Source organism: Streptomyces sp. NPDC004610, assembly GCF_040609715.1.
Lineage (GTDB): Bacteria > Actinomycetota > Actinomycetes > Streptomycetales > Streptomycetaceae > Streptomyces.
On the sequence record NZ_JBEXLA010000005.1, the window covers coordinates 286,202 to 303,557 of the forward strand.

General features: G+C 73.0%; 17 protein-coding genes. 13 read left to right on the plus strand and 4 right to left on the minus strand.

The window, feature by feature from the left end:
* Window positions 1-66: 66 nt before the first annotated feature.
* The 4 genes from ABZX40_RS07955 (at window position 67) to ABZX40_RS07970 (ending at window position 4,758) form a co-directional block, all read left to right on the plus strand.
* Window positions 67-1,107 (plus strand): iron chelate uptake ABC transporter family permease subunit, encoded by a 1,041-nt coding sequence (locus ABZX40_RS07955; RefSeq protein WP_355731143.1) that lies wholly within the window; start codon window positions 67-69, stop codon window positions 1,105-1,107.
* Window positions 1,108-1,300: 193 nt separating this feature from the next.
* Window positions 1,301-2,416: an iron ABC transporter permease gene (locus ABZX40_RS07960; RefSeq protein ID WP_355731144.1), complete on the plus strand. Its 1,116-nt coding sequence runs from the start codon at window positions 1,301-1,303 to the stop codon at window positions 2,414-2,416.
* Between the two features lie 43 nt (window positions 2,417-2,459).
* Window positions 2,460-3,332 carry an ABC transporter ATP-binding protein gene (locus ABZX40_RS07965; protein WP_355731500.1) on the plus strand — a complete coding sequence of 291 codons (873 nt, stop codon included), beginning with the start codon at window positions 2,460-2,462 and terminating at the stop codon, window positions 3,330-3,332.
* Window positions 3,333-3,420: 88 nt separating this feature from the next.
* Window positions 3,421-4,758: a lysine N(6)-hydroxylase/L-ornithine N(5)-oxygenase family protein gene (locus ABZX40_RS07970; RefSeq protein ID WP_355731145.1), complete on the plus strand. Its 1,338-nt coding sequence runs from the start codon at window positions 3,421-3,423 to the stop codon at window positions 4,756-4,758.
* A 154-nt stretch (window positions 4,759-4,912) separates the two neighbouring features.
* On the opposite strand, the gene ABZX40_RS07975 is transcribed toward ABZX40_RS07970, so the two are convergent.
* Entirely contained in the window at window positions 4,913-5,476 is a 564-nt protein-coding gene (locus ABZX40_RS07975) for a bifunctional DNA primase/polymerase (protein ID WP_355731147.1), read from the minus strand.
* A 588-nt stretch (window positions 5,477-6,064) separates the two neighbouring features.
* Between ABZX40_RS07975 and ABZX40_RS07980 the strand changes: the two genes are divergently transcribed.
* Window positions 6,065-6,967: an LLM class flavin-dependent oxidoreductase gene (locus ABZX40_RS07980; protein WP_355731149.1), complete on the plus strand. Its 903-nt coding sequence runs from the start codon at window positions 6,065-6,067 to the stop codon at window positions 6,965-6,967.
* A 199-nt stretch (window positions 6,968-7,166) separates the two neighbouring features.
* Here the strand turns inward: ABZX40_RS07980 and ABZX40_RS07985 are convergent, their stop codons facing one another.
* Window positions 7,167-7,925 (minus strand): carbonic anhydrase, encoded by a 759-nt coding sequence (locus tag ABZX40_RS07985; protein ID WP_355731502.1) that lies wholly within the window; start codon window positions 7,923-7,925, stop codon window positions 7,167-7,169.
* Window positions 7,926-8,153: 228 nt separating this feature from the next.
* Here ABZX40_RS07985 and ABZX40_RS07990 point away from each other — a divergent pair, with 228 nt between their 5' ends.
* The gene (locus ABZX40_RS07990) at window positions 8,154-8,708 is read left to right on the plus strand and encodes a YciI family protein (RefSeq protein WP_355731151.1); all 555 of its coding nucleotides are present in this window, start codon (window positions 8,154-8,156) and stop codon (window positions 8,706-8,708) included.
* Window positions 8,709-8,838: 130 nt separating this feature from the next.
* Here ABZX40_RS07990 and ABZX40_RS07995 read toward each other — a convergent pair whose 3' ends face one another.
* The gene (locus tag ABZX40_RS07995) at window positions 8,839-9,231 is read right to left on the minus strand and encodes a helix-turn-helix domain-containing protein (RefSeq protein ID WP_355731153.1); all 393 of its coding nucleotides are present in this window, start codon (window positions 9,229-9,231) and stop codon (window positions 8,839-8,841) included.
* Window positions 9,232-9,332: 101 nt separating this feature from the next.
* Here ABZX40_RS07995 and ABZX40_RS08000 point away from each other — a divergent pair, with 101 nt between their 5' ends.
* Complete coding sequence (locus ABZX40_RS08000) at window positions 9,333-9,740, plus strand: RidA family protein (RefSeq protein ID WP_355731155.1); 408 nt, start codon at window positions 9,333-9,335, stop codon at window positions 9,738-9,740.
* Window positions 9,741-9,804: 64 nt separating this feature from the next.
* Here ABZX40_RS08000 and ABZX40_RS08005 read toward each other — a convergent pair whose 3' ends face one another.
* Entirely contained in the window at window positions 9,805-10,470 is a 666-nt protein-coding gene (locus ABZX40_RS08005) for an SDR family NAD(P)-dependent oxidoreductase (protein WP_355731156.1), read from the minus strand.
* A 698-nt stretch (window positions 10,471-11,168) separates the two neighbouring features.
* On the opposite strand from ABZX40_RS08005, the gene ABZX40_RS08010 reads away from it, so the two are divergent.
* The 6 genes from ABZX40_RS08010 (at window position 11,169) to ABZX40_RS08035 (ending at window position 17,244) form a co-directional block, all read left to right on the plus strand.
* Window positions 11,169-12,590 (plus strand): Gfo/Idh/MocA family oxidoreductase, encoded by a 1,422-nt coding sequence (locus tag ABZX40_RS08010; RefSeq protein WP_355731158.1) that lies wholly within the window; start codon window positions 11,169-11,171, stop codon window positions 12,588-12,590.
* A 118-nt stretch (window positions 12,591-12,708) separates the two neighbouring features.
* The gene (locus tag ABZX40_RS08015; RefSeq protein ID WP_355731160.1) at window positions 12,709-13,491 is read left to right on the plus strand and encodes an SAM-dependent methyltransferase; all 783 of its coding nucleotides are present in this window, start codon (window positions 12,709-12,711) and stop codon (window positions 13,489-13,491) included.
* A gap of 740 nt (window positions 13,492-14,231) precedes the next feature.
* Complete coding sequence (locus tag ABZX40_RS08020; RefSeq protein ID WP_355731161.1) at window positions 14,232-15,494, plus strand: vanadium-dependent haloperoxidase; 1,263 nt, start codon at window positions 14,232-14,234, stop codon at window positions 15,492-15,494.
* Window positions 15,495-15,587: 93 nt separating this feature from the next.
* Entirely contained in the window at window positions 15,588-16,061 is a 474-nt protein-coding gene (locus ABZX40_RS08025) for a carboxymuconolactone decarboxylase family protein (protein WP_355731163.1), read from the plus strand.
* A gap of 380 nt (window positions 16,062-16,441) precedes the next feature.
* Entirely contained in the window at window positions 16,442-16,780 is a 339-nt protein-coding gene (locus tag ABZX40_RS08030) for an RNHCP domain-containing protein (RefSeq protein ID WP_355731504.1), read from the plus strand.
* A gap of 26 nt (window positions 16,781-16,806) precedes the next feature.
* Window positions 16,807-17,244, plus strand: a complete 438-nt coding sequence (locus ABZX40_RS08035) for an RNHCP domain-containing protein (RefSeq protein WP_355731165.1) — start codon at window positions 16,807-16,809, stop codon at window positions 17,242-17,244.
* Window positions 17,245-17,356: the final 112 nt, after the last annotated feature.

Below are 17,356 nucleotides of genomic sequence, written 5' to 3' on the forward strand. Positions count from 1 at the left end.
TCCTAGAGTTCTCGTCCAGCAGTTCTCCCCCTACAGTTAAGGTAAGCCTCATCAAAGGAAGTTCACGTGGGGACCTCAGCGGTCCGGGCGGCGAAAGGCCCCCGCGCAGTACTCCTGCTCGCCTCCACCGGCGTGGCGCTGCTCGCGCTGTGCGCGGTGTCCATGGCGTTCGGCGCGCTCAGCGTGCCCCTCGGGCAGGTCTGGCACACCCTCCTCGGTGACGCGCCCAGTGCCCGCGTCGACACCGTCATCTGGAACGTCCGGCTGCCGCGCACCCTGCTCGGCCTCGCCACCGGCGCCGCCCTCGGCCTCTCCGGGGCACTGATGCAGGCCCTCACCCGCAATCCGCTGGCCGACCCGGGCATCCTCGGCGTCAGCGCGGGCGCCGCCTTCGCCGTGGTGCTCTCGGTCGGGGTCCTCGGCATCAGCTCCCTGTACGGCTACATCTGGTTCGCGTTCGCCGGGGCGATGGTCGCGAGCGTGCTGGTCTATCTGCTGGGCGGCCTCGGTCGCTCGGGGTCGACGCCGGTCAAACTGGCCCTCGCGGGCGTCGCGATGACCTCCCTGCTGTTCTCGCTGACCAGCGCCATCGCCCTCACCGACCCCGACGCCCTGAACCGCTACCGGTTCTGGTCGGCGGGCTCGCTGGCCAACCAGAACGAGGAAGTGCTGATCCGCGTCCTGCCGTTCCTGTGCGCGGGCGCGCTGCTCGCCCTGAGCTGCGCCCCCGCCCTCAACCGGCTCGCCCTCGGCGACGACGTGGCCAAGTCGCTCGGCCTGGACATCGGGCGGGTACGGATCCGGGGGGTGGTCGCCGTCACCCTGCTGACCGGCGGGGCGGTGGCCGTCATCGGCCCGGTGGTCTTCGTCGGCCTGGTCGTCCCGCACATCGCCCGGGTGCTGTGCCAGTACGCCGGGATCGGCCCCGACCACCGCTGGCTGCTGCCGCTGTCGGCGGTCCTCGCGCCCTGTCTGCTGCTCGCCGCCGACATCGTGGGCCGGCTGCTGGCCCGGCCGACCGAGATCCAGGCCGGCGTTCTGGTCGCCTTCATCGGCGGCCCGTTCTTCATCGCGATGGTCCGGCGGCGGCGATTGGCGGAGCTGTGAGAAGGACCACGATGCCGGACCCGACCGTGATGCCGGACCGGACCGTGATGCCGGACCGGACCGCGATGCCGGACCGGACCGCGATGCCGGACCCGACAGTGATGCCGGACCGGACCACGGAGCCGCGACCCATCCCGGCACGTGGCGCGCGTCCGTCGCCCCTGCCGGCCCGACCCCGCGAAGCGGTGACCCCATGAAGACCGACCTCGGGCCCGCGCCGGGCCCCCAGGACACCGCGGCCACCGCCCCGCTCCGGCCCCGCCGCAGCGCCGCGCGGGTCGCCTTCCGGCTGCCCTTCCCGCCCGTCTCCGGTGTGCTGCGGCCCCGGATGGCCGCCGTGTGCCTGGCGCTGGCCGCGCTCACCTTCCTCGCGTTCTGCCTGGTCGTGTCCATCGGGGACATCGCGCTCCCGCTCGGTGATGTCGTGACCGCCCTGTTCGGCGGGGGCGACCCCGGCACCGCGCTGATCGTCCGTGAACTGCGGCTGCCCCGCGCCCTCGCCGGGCTGCTGGTCGGGATCGCGTTCGGGGTCTCCGGCGCGCTGCTCCAGACCATGACCCTCAACCCGCTGGCCAGCCCCGACATGATGGGCATCACCCAGGGCGCCGGTACCGCCGTGGTGGCCGGGATCGTCCTCGGCTGGGACGGCGGCCTCGGCACCCAGGGCCTCGGCCTGCTCGGCGCGTTCACCGCCGCCGCGCTGGTCTACGTCCTCGCCTGGAAACGCGGCACCACCGGCTACCGGATCGTGCTGGTCGGGGTCGGGATCGCCTGGATCTGCACCAGTTGCACCGACTATCTGATGGCCCGCGGCCAGCGCTTCCAGGCGCAGGCGTCGCTCGGCTGGCTGGTCGGCAACCTCAACGGCCGCACCTGGGAGCAGATCACCCCGCTCGCGCTCACCCTGGCCGTGCTGGTCCCGGCCGCCCTGCTGCTCGGCCACCAGCTCCGCACCCTGCAACTCGGCGACGACGTGGCCCGGGGCCTGGGCACCCGGGTGCAGACCGTCCGGGTCGCGGTGCTGCTCATCGCCGTCGGTCTGGTCGCCTTCGGTACGGCGGCCGCGGGGCCGGTCGCGTTCGTGGCGCTCGCCGCCCCGCAGGTCGCCCAGCGGCTCTCCGGCACCGCCGTACCCCCGCCGGTGGCGGCCGGGCTGACCGGCGCGCTGATGGTGCTGGTGTCCGACCTGATCGCCCGCGAGATCGTCCCGGACACGGAACTGCCGGTCGGGATCGTCACGGGCGTGCTCGGCGCCCCCGTACTGCTGTGGCTGCTCGTCCGCGCCAACCGCGCGGGTTCAGGAGGCTGAAGACGTGTCATCGACCACCCAGGGCCCGACCGGCGGCCAGGATCTGCGCAAGACGGCGGACCCCGCGCCCACCGGCGACGGGCAGCGCCCCGGACCCGAACTGCGGGCCGAGGCGCTGCGGCTGGCCTACGACGACCGGATCGTCGTGGACGGCCTCGACCTCGTCATACCCAGCGGGAGGATCACCGCGATCGTCGGCGCCAACGCCTGCGGCAAGTCGACCCTGCTGCGCGCCCTGGCCCGGCTGCTGACGCCCCGCTCCGGGGCCGTGCACCTGGACGGGCGGTCCGTGCGCTCGATCCCCACCCGGGAACTCGCCCAGCGGCTCGGGATCCTGCCGCAGACGCCGGTGGCGCCCGAGGGGCTCACCGTCATCGACCTGGTGGGGCGCGGCCGTTCACCGCACCAGACCTGGTGGCGGCAGTGGTCCGCGGCCGACGAGGAGGCCGTGCACGAGGCGCTGCGCGCCACCGCCCTCACCGACCTCGCCCACCGTGCCGTGGACGAACTCTCCGGCGGCCAGCGCCAACGCGCCTGGATCGCCATGGCGGTCGCCCAGGGCACCCCCGTGATGCTGCTGGACGAGCCGACGACGTATCTCGATCTCGCGCATCAGATCGATGTCCTGGATCTGATCACCGATCTGAACCGGCATCAGGGGCGCACGGTCGTCATGGTGCTGCACGACCTCAACCAGGCGTGCCGTTACGCGGATCACATCGTGGCCATGAAGCAGGGCCGGATCGCCGGGCAGGGCGACCCCGCTGACGTGGTCACCGCGGCCATGGTCGAGGAGGTCTTCGGCCTGCGCAGCGTGGTCGGCGAGGACCCGGTGAGCCGGACGCCGATGGTGATCCCGATGGGCCGGCACCACGAAGGGGCGGACTCCTCCACCCCGGAAGGCATTGCTAGGTAAGGCTAACCTTATCTAGCATGTGCCTGTTTGGGATCCGCGCTCGCATGCCGTGGGCGCGGTGACCCCCTATACGGGAGGCGAAAACCCTGTGGCGGTGCTGCGGAGCGGTACGGATTCCATCTACGACGTGCTGGGCATCGGCTTCGGCCCGTCCAATCTGGCGCTGGCGATAGCGCTCCAGGAGCCGGCCGCGAGCCTCGACCACGAGCCCCTGCGCGTGGGCTTCCTGGAGAAGCAGCCCGCGTTCGGCTGGCACCGGGGCATGCTGATCGACGACGCCACCATGCAGGTGTCGTTCCTGAAGGACCTGGTCACCATGCGCGACCCGACCAGCGACTTCAGCTTTCTGTGCTACCTGCGCGACCGGGGGCGGCTGGTCGACTTCCTCAACCTGAAGACCCTGTTCCCCCTGCGCATCGAGTTCCACGACTACTTCGAGTGGGCCGCCGCCCGCCTCACCGGCCTCGTCCAGTACTCCGCCGAGGTGACCTCGGTGCGGCCGGTCACCGAGGACGGCGAGATCCGCTGGTTCGACGTCACCAGCCGCGACCCCCGCGACCCCGGCGCCGCGCCCGTCGTCCGCCGCACCCGCGCCCTGTGCGTCGCCACCGGCCTGGAACCGCATCTGCCGCCCGACGCCGAGCGCTCCGACCGCGTCTGGCACACCAGCGAACTGCTCACCCGGGTCGGCGAACTCCAGCGCTCCGGCAGCCCCGTGCGCCGGGCCGTGGTGCTCGGCGCCGGACAGAGCGCCGCCGAGGCCGTCGACTATCTGCACCGCAGCTTCCCCGACGCCGAGGTCTGCTCCGTCTTCGCCAAGTACGGCTACACCCCCGCCGACGACAGCCCGTTCGCCAACCGGATCTTCGACCCGGAGGCCGTCGACCTGTTCTACGAGGCGTCCCGCGAGGTCAAGCGCTCCCTGCACGACTACCACCGCAGCACCAACTACTCCGTCGTCGACATGGAACTGATCGAGGCGCTCTCCCGCACCATGTACCAGGAGCAGGTCCAGGGCCGCCGGCGGCTGCGGATGATGAATGTCTCCCGGCTGCGCGAGGTCACCGCAGGCGACACCGACGTCAAGCTCACTGTGGAGTTCCTGCCGACCGGTGAGCACGAGGTGCTGGACGCCGATCTCCTCGTCTACGCCACCGGCTACCAGCCGCAGGGCGTCGCCGACCGGCTCGGCGAGATCGGCAAGCTGTGCCTGCGCGACGACGAGGACGCCCTGCGGGTCGGCCGCGACCACCGGGTGGAGACCCTCCCGGGCGTCACCGCCGCGCTCTACCTCCAGGGCGGCACCGAGCACACCCACGGGCTGACCTCGACCCTGCTGTCCACCACCGCGGTACGGGCCGGGGAGATACGTGCCTCCCTCCTCGCCCACCGCGCCGCCACCCCGGCGGCGGCCCCCGTCCACTGACACCCCCACCACGGCCGAAGGCCCCGCACGCCGCCGCTGGGGGAAGCGACGGAGTGCGGGGCCGGGTCCGGTCAGGTCGGGGGAATCAGGCGGCAAACACGACCGACCGGAGTCCAGGGGCGCACCTCGCGGTGCGGGTGGTGTCAGGTCACCCTCAGGCCACCTGACTCGTCGCCCGGTCGTGCCGCACCGGGTCGGCGGGGCCGTGCGCCTCGCCGTACCGGTCCAGCCGGGCCAGGGTCTCCGCGGCGGAGATCAGCGTGGTGGCCAGGGCCGCCGGGCCGAGCGGATGCGCCCAGGGGCGCGGTTCCGGCGCGTTCAGCCAGGCGTAGCGGTCGCCGGGCAGCGGCATCGGGCCGGGCACCACGACCACCGAGCCGAGGCCCAGGGTGCGGTGCGGCGGCGTCTGCCCCGGCTCCTGGGCGGCACAGTGGGTGAAGTCCCGCGCCCCCCGCGGACGCAGCAGAAAGCCCACCCGGCGCGCGGACCGGTCCAGCACCGTCGGCCCCAGCGGCAGCCCGCGGCGGCGCAACAGGTCGAACGCCTCGATACCCAGCCGCTGATCCACCGTCACCACGTCGAAGCAGCGGCCGGTGGCCAGCGGGTACGGCAGCCTGGGGTCGTTCGCCCAGGCCGCCCGGCATTCCGCCGGATCGTCGGCGGCTTCAGAGAGCCACTCGACGTCCCTCCACGTCATCATCCTGTGCACGTCACTCACCTCGGTCGGCTGATCCCGGCCGCGGCACCGCCCGGTGGCCCGGTGCGGACGGTACGGCCAGTCCCCGTGACTGGCTGCGCGGTTGGCTATGACACCTCAGCGTAGACATCACGTAACGACGAGGCTTCGACCAAATGGCCTAGGTGTGACCGTCGGTGACATCGCCTCCGGCAGTGCTGGGCGGAAGAGGGCGGCGGGGGAGTGGGGCGGGGCCGGGGGAGGGGGTGCGCGGTGGCCGCGCCGCGGGGGTATCGGCGGGCGGTCGGCGTGGTGCGCGGGGAGCTGCGCGGGTGCCGTGCGCTGGTCGGTTGCCGGGTTTGTGTGGGTGGTTGCCGGTGGTGGTTGGGGTGGGGCCGTGGTGGTGATCGCGTGGGTGGTGTGTCGGTCGGTCGCCGGTCCGTGTGCGTGGTTGCCGCTGATGGTTGGGGTGCGGCTGTGGCGGGCATTGCCGTGGGTCGTGCGTCGGCCGTGCGCCGGACCCGTGTGCGTGGTCGCCGTCGATGGCCGGCGGGCGGCTGCCCCGGTCGTCCCACCGAACGGCCCCCCGCCGCTCGCCGCTCCGTTCCGGCCGGAACTACCCTCGCCGGTATGACTGATTACGGGCGTCCCGTGGAGTTCGGGATCTTTCCCACCCCCGAGGCCGAGCGGGTGGCGGACATCATCGCGCTGGCCCGGTACGCCGACGGGGCGGCCGGGCTCGACTTCATCGGCATCCAGGACCACCCCTACCAGCGCCGTTTCCTGGACACCTTCGCCCTGATGGCGGTGATCCTGGGACGGACCGAGCGGATCCGGGTCTTCCCGGACGTGGCCAATCTGCCGCTGCGCCCGCCCGCCGTGCTCGCCAAGGCCGCCGCGAGCCTCGATGTGCTCTCCGAGGGACGGTTCGAACTCGGCCTGGGCGCGGGCGGGTTCCGCGACGCCGTCACCGCGATGGGCGGGCCCGCCCGCACCCCCGGCGAGGCCGCCGGCGCCCTGGACGAGGCGGTCGACATCATCCGCCTGATGTGGTCCGGCGAACGCTCCCTGCGCTACGAGGGCCGCCACTACCGACTGGCGGGTGTGCACCCGGGCCCCGCGCCGGTCCACCCCATGGGCATCTGGCTCGGCGTCCGAGGGCCCCGGCTGCTCGGGGTCCTCGGGCGCAAGGCCGACGGCTGGTGCCCCTCCGCGCCCTACGCCACCCCCGACACGATCCCGGACATGCAGCGCCGGATCGACGAGGGCGCGGCCGAGGCGGGCCGCGATCCCCGGGACATCCGCCGTCTCTACAACGTCTTCGGGTCCATCACCGACGGCCCCCGCACGGGTCCGTTCGCCGGGCCGCCCGCGATGTGGGTGGAGGACCTGACCTCGCTGGCCGTGGACCACGGCATGGACACCTTTGTCTTCGGCGCCCAGGACGACGACCCGGCCCAGCACCGGAGGTGGGCGGAGGAGGTGGTCCCGGCGGTACGGGAGGCGGTGGGGCGGCATCGGGGGGTGGGCTGAGCGGGGGGTGGGCTGAGCGGGGGTGCCGGGGTCGTCGTCCGGCCCCGTACAGACCACCGGCCCGGTGGGCGACGAAGGGTCGCGCACCGGGCCGGTGTCGTACTTCGGACGCGTGACGCGTGGCGTCCATGTCCCTGGACCGCTCCGGGGGCCGGGCCCTGAGTCCTCGGTGGCCGTCCTGGGGGTGAGTGCGCGTCGGCTAGACGAGCCGGTGGACGCGGTAGGTGTCGAGTTCGTAGCGGGCGCCCACGATGGCCAGCTTTCCGCTGGTCACCTTGGCCGCGAGGTCGGGCTCCGTGGCCAGGCGCGAGGTGACGAGGCGGATGTTGGCGTCTATCGTCGCGTCGACCCGGGCGTCCCCCTCCTCGGTGCGGTCGATCGCGGGCTTGATCTGGTCGGCCAGATACTGGATGTGCGCCGGGAGCCGCTCGCCGCTCTCGTCGACCTCGACCGCCGCGCGGACCGCCCCGCACGACTGGTGACCGAGCACCATCACCAGTGGGATGCCGAGTTCGAGCACACCGTAGGCGACGCTGCCGAGCACGGCCTCGTCGAGCACCTCGCCGCCGCTGCGGACGGTCATCAGATCGCCGAGGCCCTGGTCGAAGACCAGCTCCGGCGGAACCCGGGAGTCGATACAGCCCAGGACCAGGGCGAAAGGATGCTGACCGGACACCAGTTCCTGGCGGACGGTGAGTGATTCGTCCGGGTGCTGCTCCCGGAAGGTGCGCCAGCGCCGATTGCCCGAGGCCAGCGCATCGAGCGCCTGACCGGGGGTGCTGGGGCGCGGACGGGTGCCGCCGCCGGAGGAGCGGGAGGAGCCGGCGGAGGCGGGGGCGGCGACCGCGAGTCCCGCCCCGAGGGCGGCGGCGCCGGTGAGCGCCGTACGGAGCAGGGTGCGCCGGGCGGGACCGCCGGAGACCGGACCGGCGGGCCGTGCGTGGGAAGGGTCGGCTATGTGGGGAGTGCCATCACTGTTCACGCTGAAGAACGTAGGCCCGTTGACACGCGCCAAAGTTCACGTTGCTGAATCATGGCCAACGAAGATCTTTCCGTGACCGAGTCTTGAATCGCCCTTGGTCCGGGCAAGATCAGTTCTTGGCGGGGAGCGGTGGGGCGGGGTCCGCGAGACGCGCTCGGCGACCCGAACACCCCCGGTCCGGGCGGGGTTGGATACGGTCGCCACATGCCCTACTACGTGCACACACAGGACCGGCCCGGGGTCGAGGAGCGACTGCTCGAACTGGCCGAAAGTCACTGGTCGTACATGGATCGCTACGCCGACCGGCTCGTGCTGCGCGGCCCGACCCTCACCGCCGACGGGGAGGAGCACACCGGCAGCGTCCATGTGGTCGATCTCGCCGGGCGGGCCGAGGCGGAGCGGTTCGGGCACGAGGAGCCGTACTGGCGGGCCGGGCTTTACGAGAACATCACCGTTTCCAGGGTCGTTGTGGTGCGGGCCCGTCCGACCAAGACCTCGGTCGCGCTGGTCACCGGCGTCTGGCCGGACCAGCCTCGCGACCCCGGGGATGTCGTCGATGAACTCGGCGATGACCGCATCGACTTCTTCGCCCTGCTCGTCGACGACGAGGCGGCCCGGACGACGGGCGTGCTCGCGGCGGTGAGCGCGCCGCCGGACACCGCGTGGGCCGTCCTCCGGCCGGTCGCCGACCGGTTCGCCGGAGGCGGTGGCCCGGTGCCGCTCACGGCACGGCGGTGGCAGCAGGGGGGTCGGGCGTAGCGCGGCGCGGGTGAAGCAGGGGGGCGCGGGCGAAGCAGGGGGCGCTGGGCGCGGCCGAGGTTGGTCCGCCCCCCCCCGGTCGGCCCCGGGCGCCCCCCGTTCGCCCGCCGTTCGCCCTCCTGTCGCCCGGTCAGGTCTCCGCGTGGTCCCCGAACCGGCGCCGGGACTCCTCGACATGCCCGAGGAACTCCTGCGTCCAGTCGCACATCCCGCTCACCGTGTGCCGCAGCGCCAGCCCCGGCGCGGTCAGGGTGTACTCGACGCGTGGCGGCACCGTCGGGTACACCGCCCGCTGGACCAGCCCGTTGCGCTCCAGCATCCGCAGATGCTGGGTGAGCGTCCCCTGGCTGATGCCCTCGATCTCCTTGCGCAGTTCACCGAAGCGCAGGGTCCGTCCACCGAGGGTCTCGACGATGAGCAGCGCCCACGCGCCGGCGACATCGGAGAAGACCTCCCGCGCCAGCGAGTCCGCGCGGGTGAGATCGGCGTCGGCCGCCGAGCCCTCGAACTGCTTGCTCACCATCTGGTTCCTCAGTCACCGAAAAGTGCGTTCTTCCACGTCGGGGGTCACTCTCCTATGGTTTCCGAGTATCCACAAGAGAGCACTGGAGCGAGGAGCGCGGTATGGCCATCACCTTGGTGAACCCGGCGGGACTGCCCGAGATCGACGCCTACCGGCAGGTGTCCGTCGCCACCGGATCACGGCTGGTGCATGTCGCCGGCCAGGTCGCCTGGGACGCGGACGGGAAGACGGTCGGGGAGGGCGATCTCGCCGCGCAGGTCGAGCGGTGCTACCTCAATGTCGCCACCGCGCTGGCCGCCGTCGGCGGTACGTTCGCGGACGTGGCGAAGCTGACGGTGTACGTCGTCGACTGGACGCCGGACAAGATGCCGGGGTTCCTGGCCGGTGTCGGGCGGGCGGCGGAGCGGCTGGGCGGGGCACCGGTCCCGCCGGGGACGCTCATCGGCGTCGCCGCGCTGGATGTGCCCGAGCATCTGGTGGAGGTGGAGGCCACGGCGATGCTCGACTGAGGCGCGGCGTGCTCCCCGGCGGGTGCCGGTCGGTCACCAGCGCGGCTGCGGCTCGCCTATCGGGTCATGCCTCCAGGTCGTCCGCGAAGTGCCGGAACCCGTGCCGCTCCCGGTGCAGGGACCACAGGGTGTCGGCCAGCACCGCCGGGTCCCTGCGGGGATGGCCGGGGACGATCGCGCCGGGGATGACCAGCTGGGTGACATGGATGCCTTCGGGTGCCAGCGTGTCGTGCAGCAGATGACCGTAGGCGCTCTGCGCGGCGAAGGCGATGGAGGTGCCGGCCCGTTCGGGGTGCGGGACCACGGCCGTGCCGCCGTTGACGAAGACGATGGTGCCGCGCCCCAGTTCGCGCATGCCGGGGACCACCGCGCGGACGGCGGTGACCGGGCCGTACACGGAGAACTCGATCGGGCCGGTGAGATCGTCGGCGCCGGTCTCCAGGACCGGGAGCATGAACTCCCGCTGCGGGACCGGGCTGTACTGGAGGATCTCGATCGGGCCCAGCGCGTCGGCGGCGGACTCCAGCGCGGTGGCCAGGGCCAGTGGATCACGGACGTCGGCGGCGAAGCCGCGCGCGGTGACGCCCTCGTGGCCCAGGGCGGTGGCGAGGGCGTCGGTGCGTCTGCGGTCGCGGGCGACGAGGGCCGTGGCGAAACCCTCGCGGCCGAAGCGCCGGGCGACGGCCGCGCCGAGTCCGGGCCCGGCCCCGATGATGGCGATGGTGGTCATGGCCCCCACCTCAGCACGCCCGGCGTCCCGCCCGGGGGACGACGCGGCCGGGACGGCACGGCCGGGTGAGCGCGCGGACGGTGCCCCTTGGACGGCTGGGGTGACTGGTTTGGGCCCGTGTGTGGGACCTGGCCCTGTGTGGCGCCCCCGGGCAGCCGGGGGGGGGGCGCTTGGTCGCGTGTGCGGGACCCGGCTCCGGGCGGTGTCCCTCGGACGACCGGGGCGACCGCCTGGGCCCGTACGCGGTAGCCGGTGCCGAACCGCGCCCCCGGGCAGCCGGACGACCGCCTGGCCGCACGCGCCGTACCCGGCCCCGAGCCGCGCCCCCGGACAACCGGGCGACCACCTGCCCGCGTGCCCGGGACCCGGCCCCGCGTGACGTCCCCGGGTGACGGGGAGCGGCCCCCCCGTGGCGCCCCCGAGCAACGGCGAGCAGCCCCCGAAGCGCCCCCGAGCAACGGCGAGCGGCCCCCCACGGCCCCCCGGTTGACCGCAAGCCGCCACCTCCCCGCGTGGCAGAAACCCGCCCACAGGCGCCACCGACACCGATACGGAGACCTCCCCATGCTCGCTAGTGCTCGGAACCGCATTGTTTCGAACACGTATTGACATGTAACTGGCAAGAGCGGCACAGTCGAGCATCGACAGTGATGCAGGCCACTCACCGATGCAGCCCCCTCACCGAGGAGCGTGCCGTCATGTCCCAACTCCCCCCTGTCTCCCGCCGGTTGCTGCTGGGCGGTGCCGTCGCGGGCGGCGCCCTCGCGGCCGGAGTGGGCGGCGCCGCCCACGCCGTCGCGGCGACCGGACAAGCCCCCGGCCGCAGACCCGGCCAGAGGTCGATGACCGGCGTCCCCTTCGATGTCCACCGCACCGTCCGGGTCGCCGTGATCGGCCTCGGCAACCGGGGCTCCGGCATGGTCCTGGGCTGGGCCGCGGTACCCGGCTGTACCGTCACCGCCGTCTGCGACATCCGCGCCGACCGTGCCACCCGCGCCGCCGACCGGCTGGTCGCCAAGGGTGCCCCGCGCCCCGCGGAGTACGGCGGCTCCGCCGACGCCTACGCGAAGATGCTGCGCCGCGACGACATCGACCTCGTCTATATCGCCACCCCCTGGGAGTTCCACCACGAACAGGGCCGGGCCGCCCTGCTCAGTGGCAGGCACGCGATCGTCGAACTGCCCATCGCCACCGAACTGCGCGAACTGTGGGACCTGGTCGACACCTCCGAACGCACCCGCCGCCATCTGCTGCTCGCCGAGAACTGCAGCTATGGCCGCAATGAGCTGGCCATGCTGAAACTGGCCCACGACGGGGCGTTCGGCGAGATCACCAACGGCCACGGCGGCTATCTCCACGATCTGCGCGAACTGCTCTTCTCCGACACCTACTACACCGACTCCTGGCGCCGCCGCTGGCACACCCGCTCCACCGCCTCGCTCTACCCCATGCACGGCCTCGCCCCCATCGCCGCCGCCATGGACATCAACCGGGGCGACCGCATGACCACCCTCAGCGCCTCCGCGACCGCCCCCAGGGGCCTCGCCGACTACCGCGCCCGCTTCCTGCCCCGCGACCACCCGTCCTGGAAGGAGACCTATGTCAACGGCGACCTGGTCACCTGCATGATCGACACCGCCCAGGGCCGGGTCATCCGCGCCGAGCACGAGGTCAGCTCCCCGCGCCCCTACAGCCGTATCAACTCCCTGGCCGGCAGCCGGGGCATCCTGGAGGACTACACCGGACCCGGCCCCACCGGGGCACGGATCTACCTCGAACCCGACCACGGCGGCCACTCCTGGCGGGATTTCGCCCCCTACCGCAGGGACGCCGACCACTGGCTGTGGCTCAAGGTCGGCGACGACGCCGCGAACAACGGCGGCCACGGCGGCATGGACTACGTCCTGCAATGGCGGACCGTCCAGCTGATGCGCGCCGGTCTGGTGCCCGACATCGACGTCTACGACTCGGCCGCCTGGTGCTCCGCCGTCCCGCTCAGCGCCGCCTCCCTCGCCCGCGGCGGACGCCCGGTCGAGGTGCCCGACTTCACCCGCGGCGCCTGGCGCAAACCCCGGGCGGGGCTGGACTCCGAGCCCACCGACATGCCCCCGGCCGGGTAGGGCGGCGGGCAACGGGGCGCGTGCCGCGCCCAATCCGCCGCCCTGGCTGGCGAATCGGTTCGCCGCCCTGCGATGATCGAGGCCCGCATTTCTTGATCCTCATGCGACGGAGTCCGTGATGACCGCTGAGACCCCCAGCCCGCGCATCGACACCAGCAGGCCGCACCCCGCGCGGGTGTACGACTGGTTGCTCGGCGGCAAGGACAACTACCCCGTCGACGAGGCCGTCGGCGAGAAACTGCCCCCCGAGGCGCGGGACGCCGCCCGGCAGAACCGGGAGTTCATGCACCGGGCGGCGGCCTGGCTCGCCGCGGAGGGCATCGACCAGTTCCTCGACATCGGCACCGGCATCCCCACCGAGCCCAATCTGCACCAGATAGTGCAGGGCGTACGGCCGAGCGCCCGGGTCGTCTACACGGACAACGACCCGATCGTGCTGCGCCACGCGGAGGCGCTGCTCATCAGCCGCCCGGAAGGCACGACCTCCTACATCGAGGCCGATGTCCGGCGGCCGGACGAGATCCTGGAGCACGCCCGCGGCGTCCTCGACTTCGACCGGCCGATAGCCCTGTCCCTGATCGCGCTGATGCACTTCATCAACGACGACCAGAACCCGTACGGCATCGTCGGCGATCTGGTGGGCGCGCTGCCCTCGGGCAGCTGGCTGGTCCTCTCGCACGCCTCGAACGACATCTTCCCCGAACTGTCCGCCCAGGTCGTCGAGGAGTACGCCAAGGGCGGCATCCGCCTCGGCTTCCGCGACCGCGCCGGGGTCACCCGCTTCTTCGAGGGCCTGGAACTGGCCGACCCCGGCCTGGTGACCGCGCCCGAGTGGTTCAAGGACACCACCCCCAAGCCCGAGCCCAGCGGCATCTACGCCGCCGTCGCCCGCATCCCGTAACCCGAGGCGACACGCGGCACCGCGGCGGCCCCCGGGTCCGGTACGACCCCCTGGACCCGGGCCGCCCGCCTCCCGAACGGGCCGCAGGACACGGCGTGTTCGGCACGAACGCCGACCCCGCCCGGCATCAAGGAATCCCCCCACCGGCACCGTGACGCCGCGCTCGCCCTCGGTACCTCCCTCGTCGTCGGCGTCGGCCGCCTGCGCTCACTGATCAGCTCCCGGGAGGAGCCCTGGGGCGCCACCGCCGTCTCCTGGCTGCTGATCGCCCTGTACTGCGGGGCCCTGTAAGAAGAGAAGAGTGGCAGCGCACCAAGCGCCCCGCGCACGTCGTCCGCGAGGGCCTGGTGTGGCGCGTACCGGCCGGGTCATCACCGCCGCCGCGGCCATCATGAGCGTGGTGTTCGCCGCGTTCGTCCTCGGCCCGAGCCGGATGCTCCGGCAGTTCGGGCTCGGCCTCGCCGGGGCGGGGCGGGGGAACCCCGGGATCGTCACGACGGCTGCGGCGGTCCCGGAACCGAAGGGGTCCGGCGCATGGTTGTTACGGACGCATGGCGCCGTCACGAAGCTGTCGTTGCGGTCTTCCCGTATGCAACTCCCGCTCCTTGACCCGTGGTTGGGGCGTGGATAGCTTCCTCGGGCATGCGCGGGTCCCGGTGGTTCCGAAGGCGGCCCTTCTCCGCGTGAAGTCCCCTCCCCTGACCGCGCACACCCGCATGCCCGGAATCGAAGGAGTACGCGTGACCCTGCCCGGAGCCCGTCCCGACCGCCGTACCGTTCTCGCCCTCGGCGCGAGCGCCGTGGCCGTCGCCCTGACCGGCACACCCCAGGCCACCGCCGCGCCCCGCCCCTCCGCCACGGACACCACCGTCCTCGCCTGGTACGACGCCACCACCGCCACCCTCGCCGCGGCCGGCGCCGCCACCCAGATCACCAACAGCCGCACCTGGGCCATCAGTTGGCTCGCGGCGGCGCGCGCCACCCGCGCGGTGCCCGCCGGAGTCACCGACCGGGCCGCCTTCCGCCCAGCGGCGCTCGCCGGTGCCGTCCACCAGGCGTTGGTGACCCTGGCCCCGGCCCGCACCGAGCACCTCGATGCCACCCTGGCCCAGACCCTCGCCGCGATCCCGGCCGGTACCGCCCGTGACCTGGGCGTGGCGGCCGGGCGGCGCGAGGCCGGGGCGGTCCTCGCCGACCGGCAGGGCGACGGACTCGACCCCGCCTCCGTCAACGCCCCCTACCCCGTACCCGCCGCCGCGCCCGGCGTCTGGCAGCCCACCCCGCCCGACCACGCCCCCGCCGTCCAGTACGGCAACCGGCTGGCCCGGCCCTTCCTGCTCCCCTCGCCCGGCCGCTTCCGGCTCCCCCCGCCGCCCGCCCTCACCTCCCGCCGCTACGCCGCCGACCTGGCCGAGGTACGGGCGTACGGGGCGCTGCACAGCACCGTCCGCAGCGCCCGCCAGACCGAGACCGCGACCTTCTGGTACGGCTCCTCGCTCACCCTCTCCATCGAGCCGCTGCGTGTCGCACTGTCCCGGTCCGGCCAGGACCCGGCGGAGCAGGCGCTGAGCGTCGCCCTGTTCCACACCGCCCTGGTCGACACCCAGATCGCGACCTCCGACAGCAAGTACGTCCACCGGCGGTGGCGCCCCGTGACCGCGATCCGCACCGGTGTCCTCGACCCCGACCCGGCCTGGACCCCGCTGCACACCACCCCCGCCCACCCGGATCACCCCAGCGGCCACAACACCTACTCCGGCGCGGCCGAGGCCGTCCTCACCGCCCGCTTCGGCGCCCGGACCGCGCCCTTCACCCTGACCAGCCCCACCGCACCCGGGGTGACCCGGACGTACACCGCCTGGCGGCAGCTGTCCGACGAGAATGTCGAGGCGCGGATCCTGTCCGGGATCCACACCCGGTCGGCGGACGAGGCGGGCATCCGGCTCGGCGACCGGGTCGCCCGGTACGCGCTCGATCACACGGAGGACCTGCTCACCGGGTGATGTGACCCAGGGCACATACGGTGATGTCACAATCGGCGGCGCCGGGGAGTCAGAGCTGTGCAACCACCGGGAAGCACAGAGGGAGCACACACCATGGACGCTCGACTGAACCTGATGGCCAGCAAGTCGTCCGAGCGGTTTCTGAAGCAGCTCGTCGGGGCTGGCCGCGCGATCCCCGAGGCGGCGCTGCCGATGGCCACCCAGGAACTGGTCAGGCTGCGCGCCAGCCAGATCAACGGCTGCGGCTTCTGCACCGACATGCACACCAAGGAGGCGCTGGCCGCGGGGGAGACCCAGACCCGGCTGAACCTGGTCGCCGCCTGGCGCGAGGCGACGGTCTTCACCGACGCCGAGCGGGCCGCCCTGGAACTGGCCGAACAGGGCACCCGGACCGCCGATGCCGCGGGCGGGGTCACCGACGAGGCATGGGCCGACGCCGCCAAGCACTACGACGAGGACGGGCTCGCGGCGCTGGTGGCGGTGATCGCCGTCATCAACGCCTTCAACCGGCTCAATGTCATGGTCCGGCAGCCGGCCGGGTCCTACGAGGCGGGCATGTTCGGCTGACCGGCACCCTCGTCACCGTCCGGCGCCCGGGGCCGTTCCCGGCGCCGGACCGGCCGCCCGAAATTGCTTTGACGCGCCGGGCGGGCGGCGTGTTTGCTGGGTCCGTTCCGATGACCTGTCGATCGATCCGGGCCCCAGGCCCTTGGTGGGAGTGTTTTATGACCCGGCCCGCGCCGCGCGCGCCTCGCCTTACCGCGTAATCCCGCGGCTCCCCGTGCCCTCCGTGCCTTCCGGGGCACGAGGCCGTCCAGTCGAGGCCGCTCGGCCTGCTCTCGCTGTCATGACTCATTCCTCAGCAGGGAGCACCTCGGGTGTCCAGCAGAACCGGCCGCACCGGAAATTCCGGCAGCGGTCCACGTAGTAACACCGCCCAGAACACTCTGAAGATCGACACGTTCGCCTGCGCCTGGTGCGGACTGACCGTGTCCGCCGTCGCCGCCGACGGGACGCGCCGCAACCACTGCCCGTCCTGTCTCCACTCCCGCCATGTCCTCGACCATGTCGAGGGCGGCGCGAGCGACTGCCACGGCCGGATGGCGCCCATCGCGATCGCCGTGCTGCGCACCGGCGACTGGATGGTCGTCCACCGCTGCGTACGGTGCGACGAGCTGACGTCGAACCCCGTCCGCACGGACGACAACCAGCTCATCCTGATGCGGATGGCCGTACGGCCACTCGCTCAGCCGCCGTTCCCGCTCGAAGCGTTCGGCACCCTCTGACCGGCCCGGAAGGAGGGAGTCACACCATGCCACGACGCACCCGCAGACGCGGCGACGAGCGTGAGCCACGGGGCGAACGCCGCGCGCAGCGCCGCAAGGATGTCCTGCACACCCAGGGCGGGCACCGGGCGAACGATTTCCGGTGCGTGTCCTGCCGGCTGGAGGTCTCCGCGGACGCCCCCGGCACCGCGCACCGCAACCACTGTCCGTACTGTCTGGCCAGTCTCCATGTGGACCACCGGATACCGGGCGACCGGGCCTCGCCCTGCCGGGGCCGGATGGAGGCACTGGGCATGTCGGTACGGCCCGACGGCGAATGGATGATCATCCATCAGTGCCGGTCCTGCGGTGGGCTGAGCGCCAACCGCATCGCCGGGGACGATCACGCGCTCACCCTGGTCCGGCTCGCCGTGCGCCCCCTGCGGAGCACGGATGTCGCCGGGCGGGCGCTGCTGACCCTGTGAACCGTCCGCGCGGGCGGCCCCCCCCCCCCGGGCCGCCCCCCGGGGGGGGGGGGGGCGCGCGCGGGCCGCGGGGGGGCCGCCGCTAGGCAGGGGGGGGGGGGGGGGTGGAGGC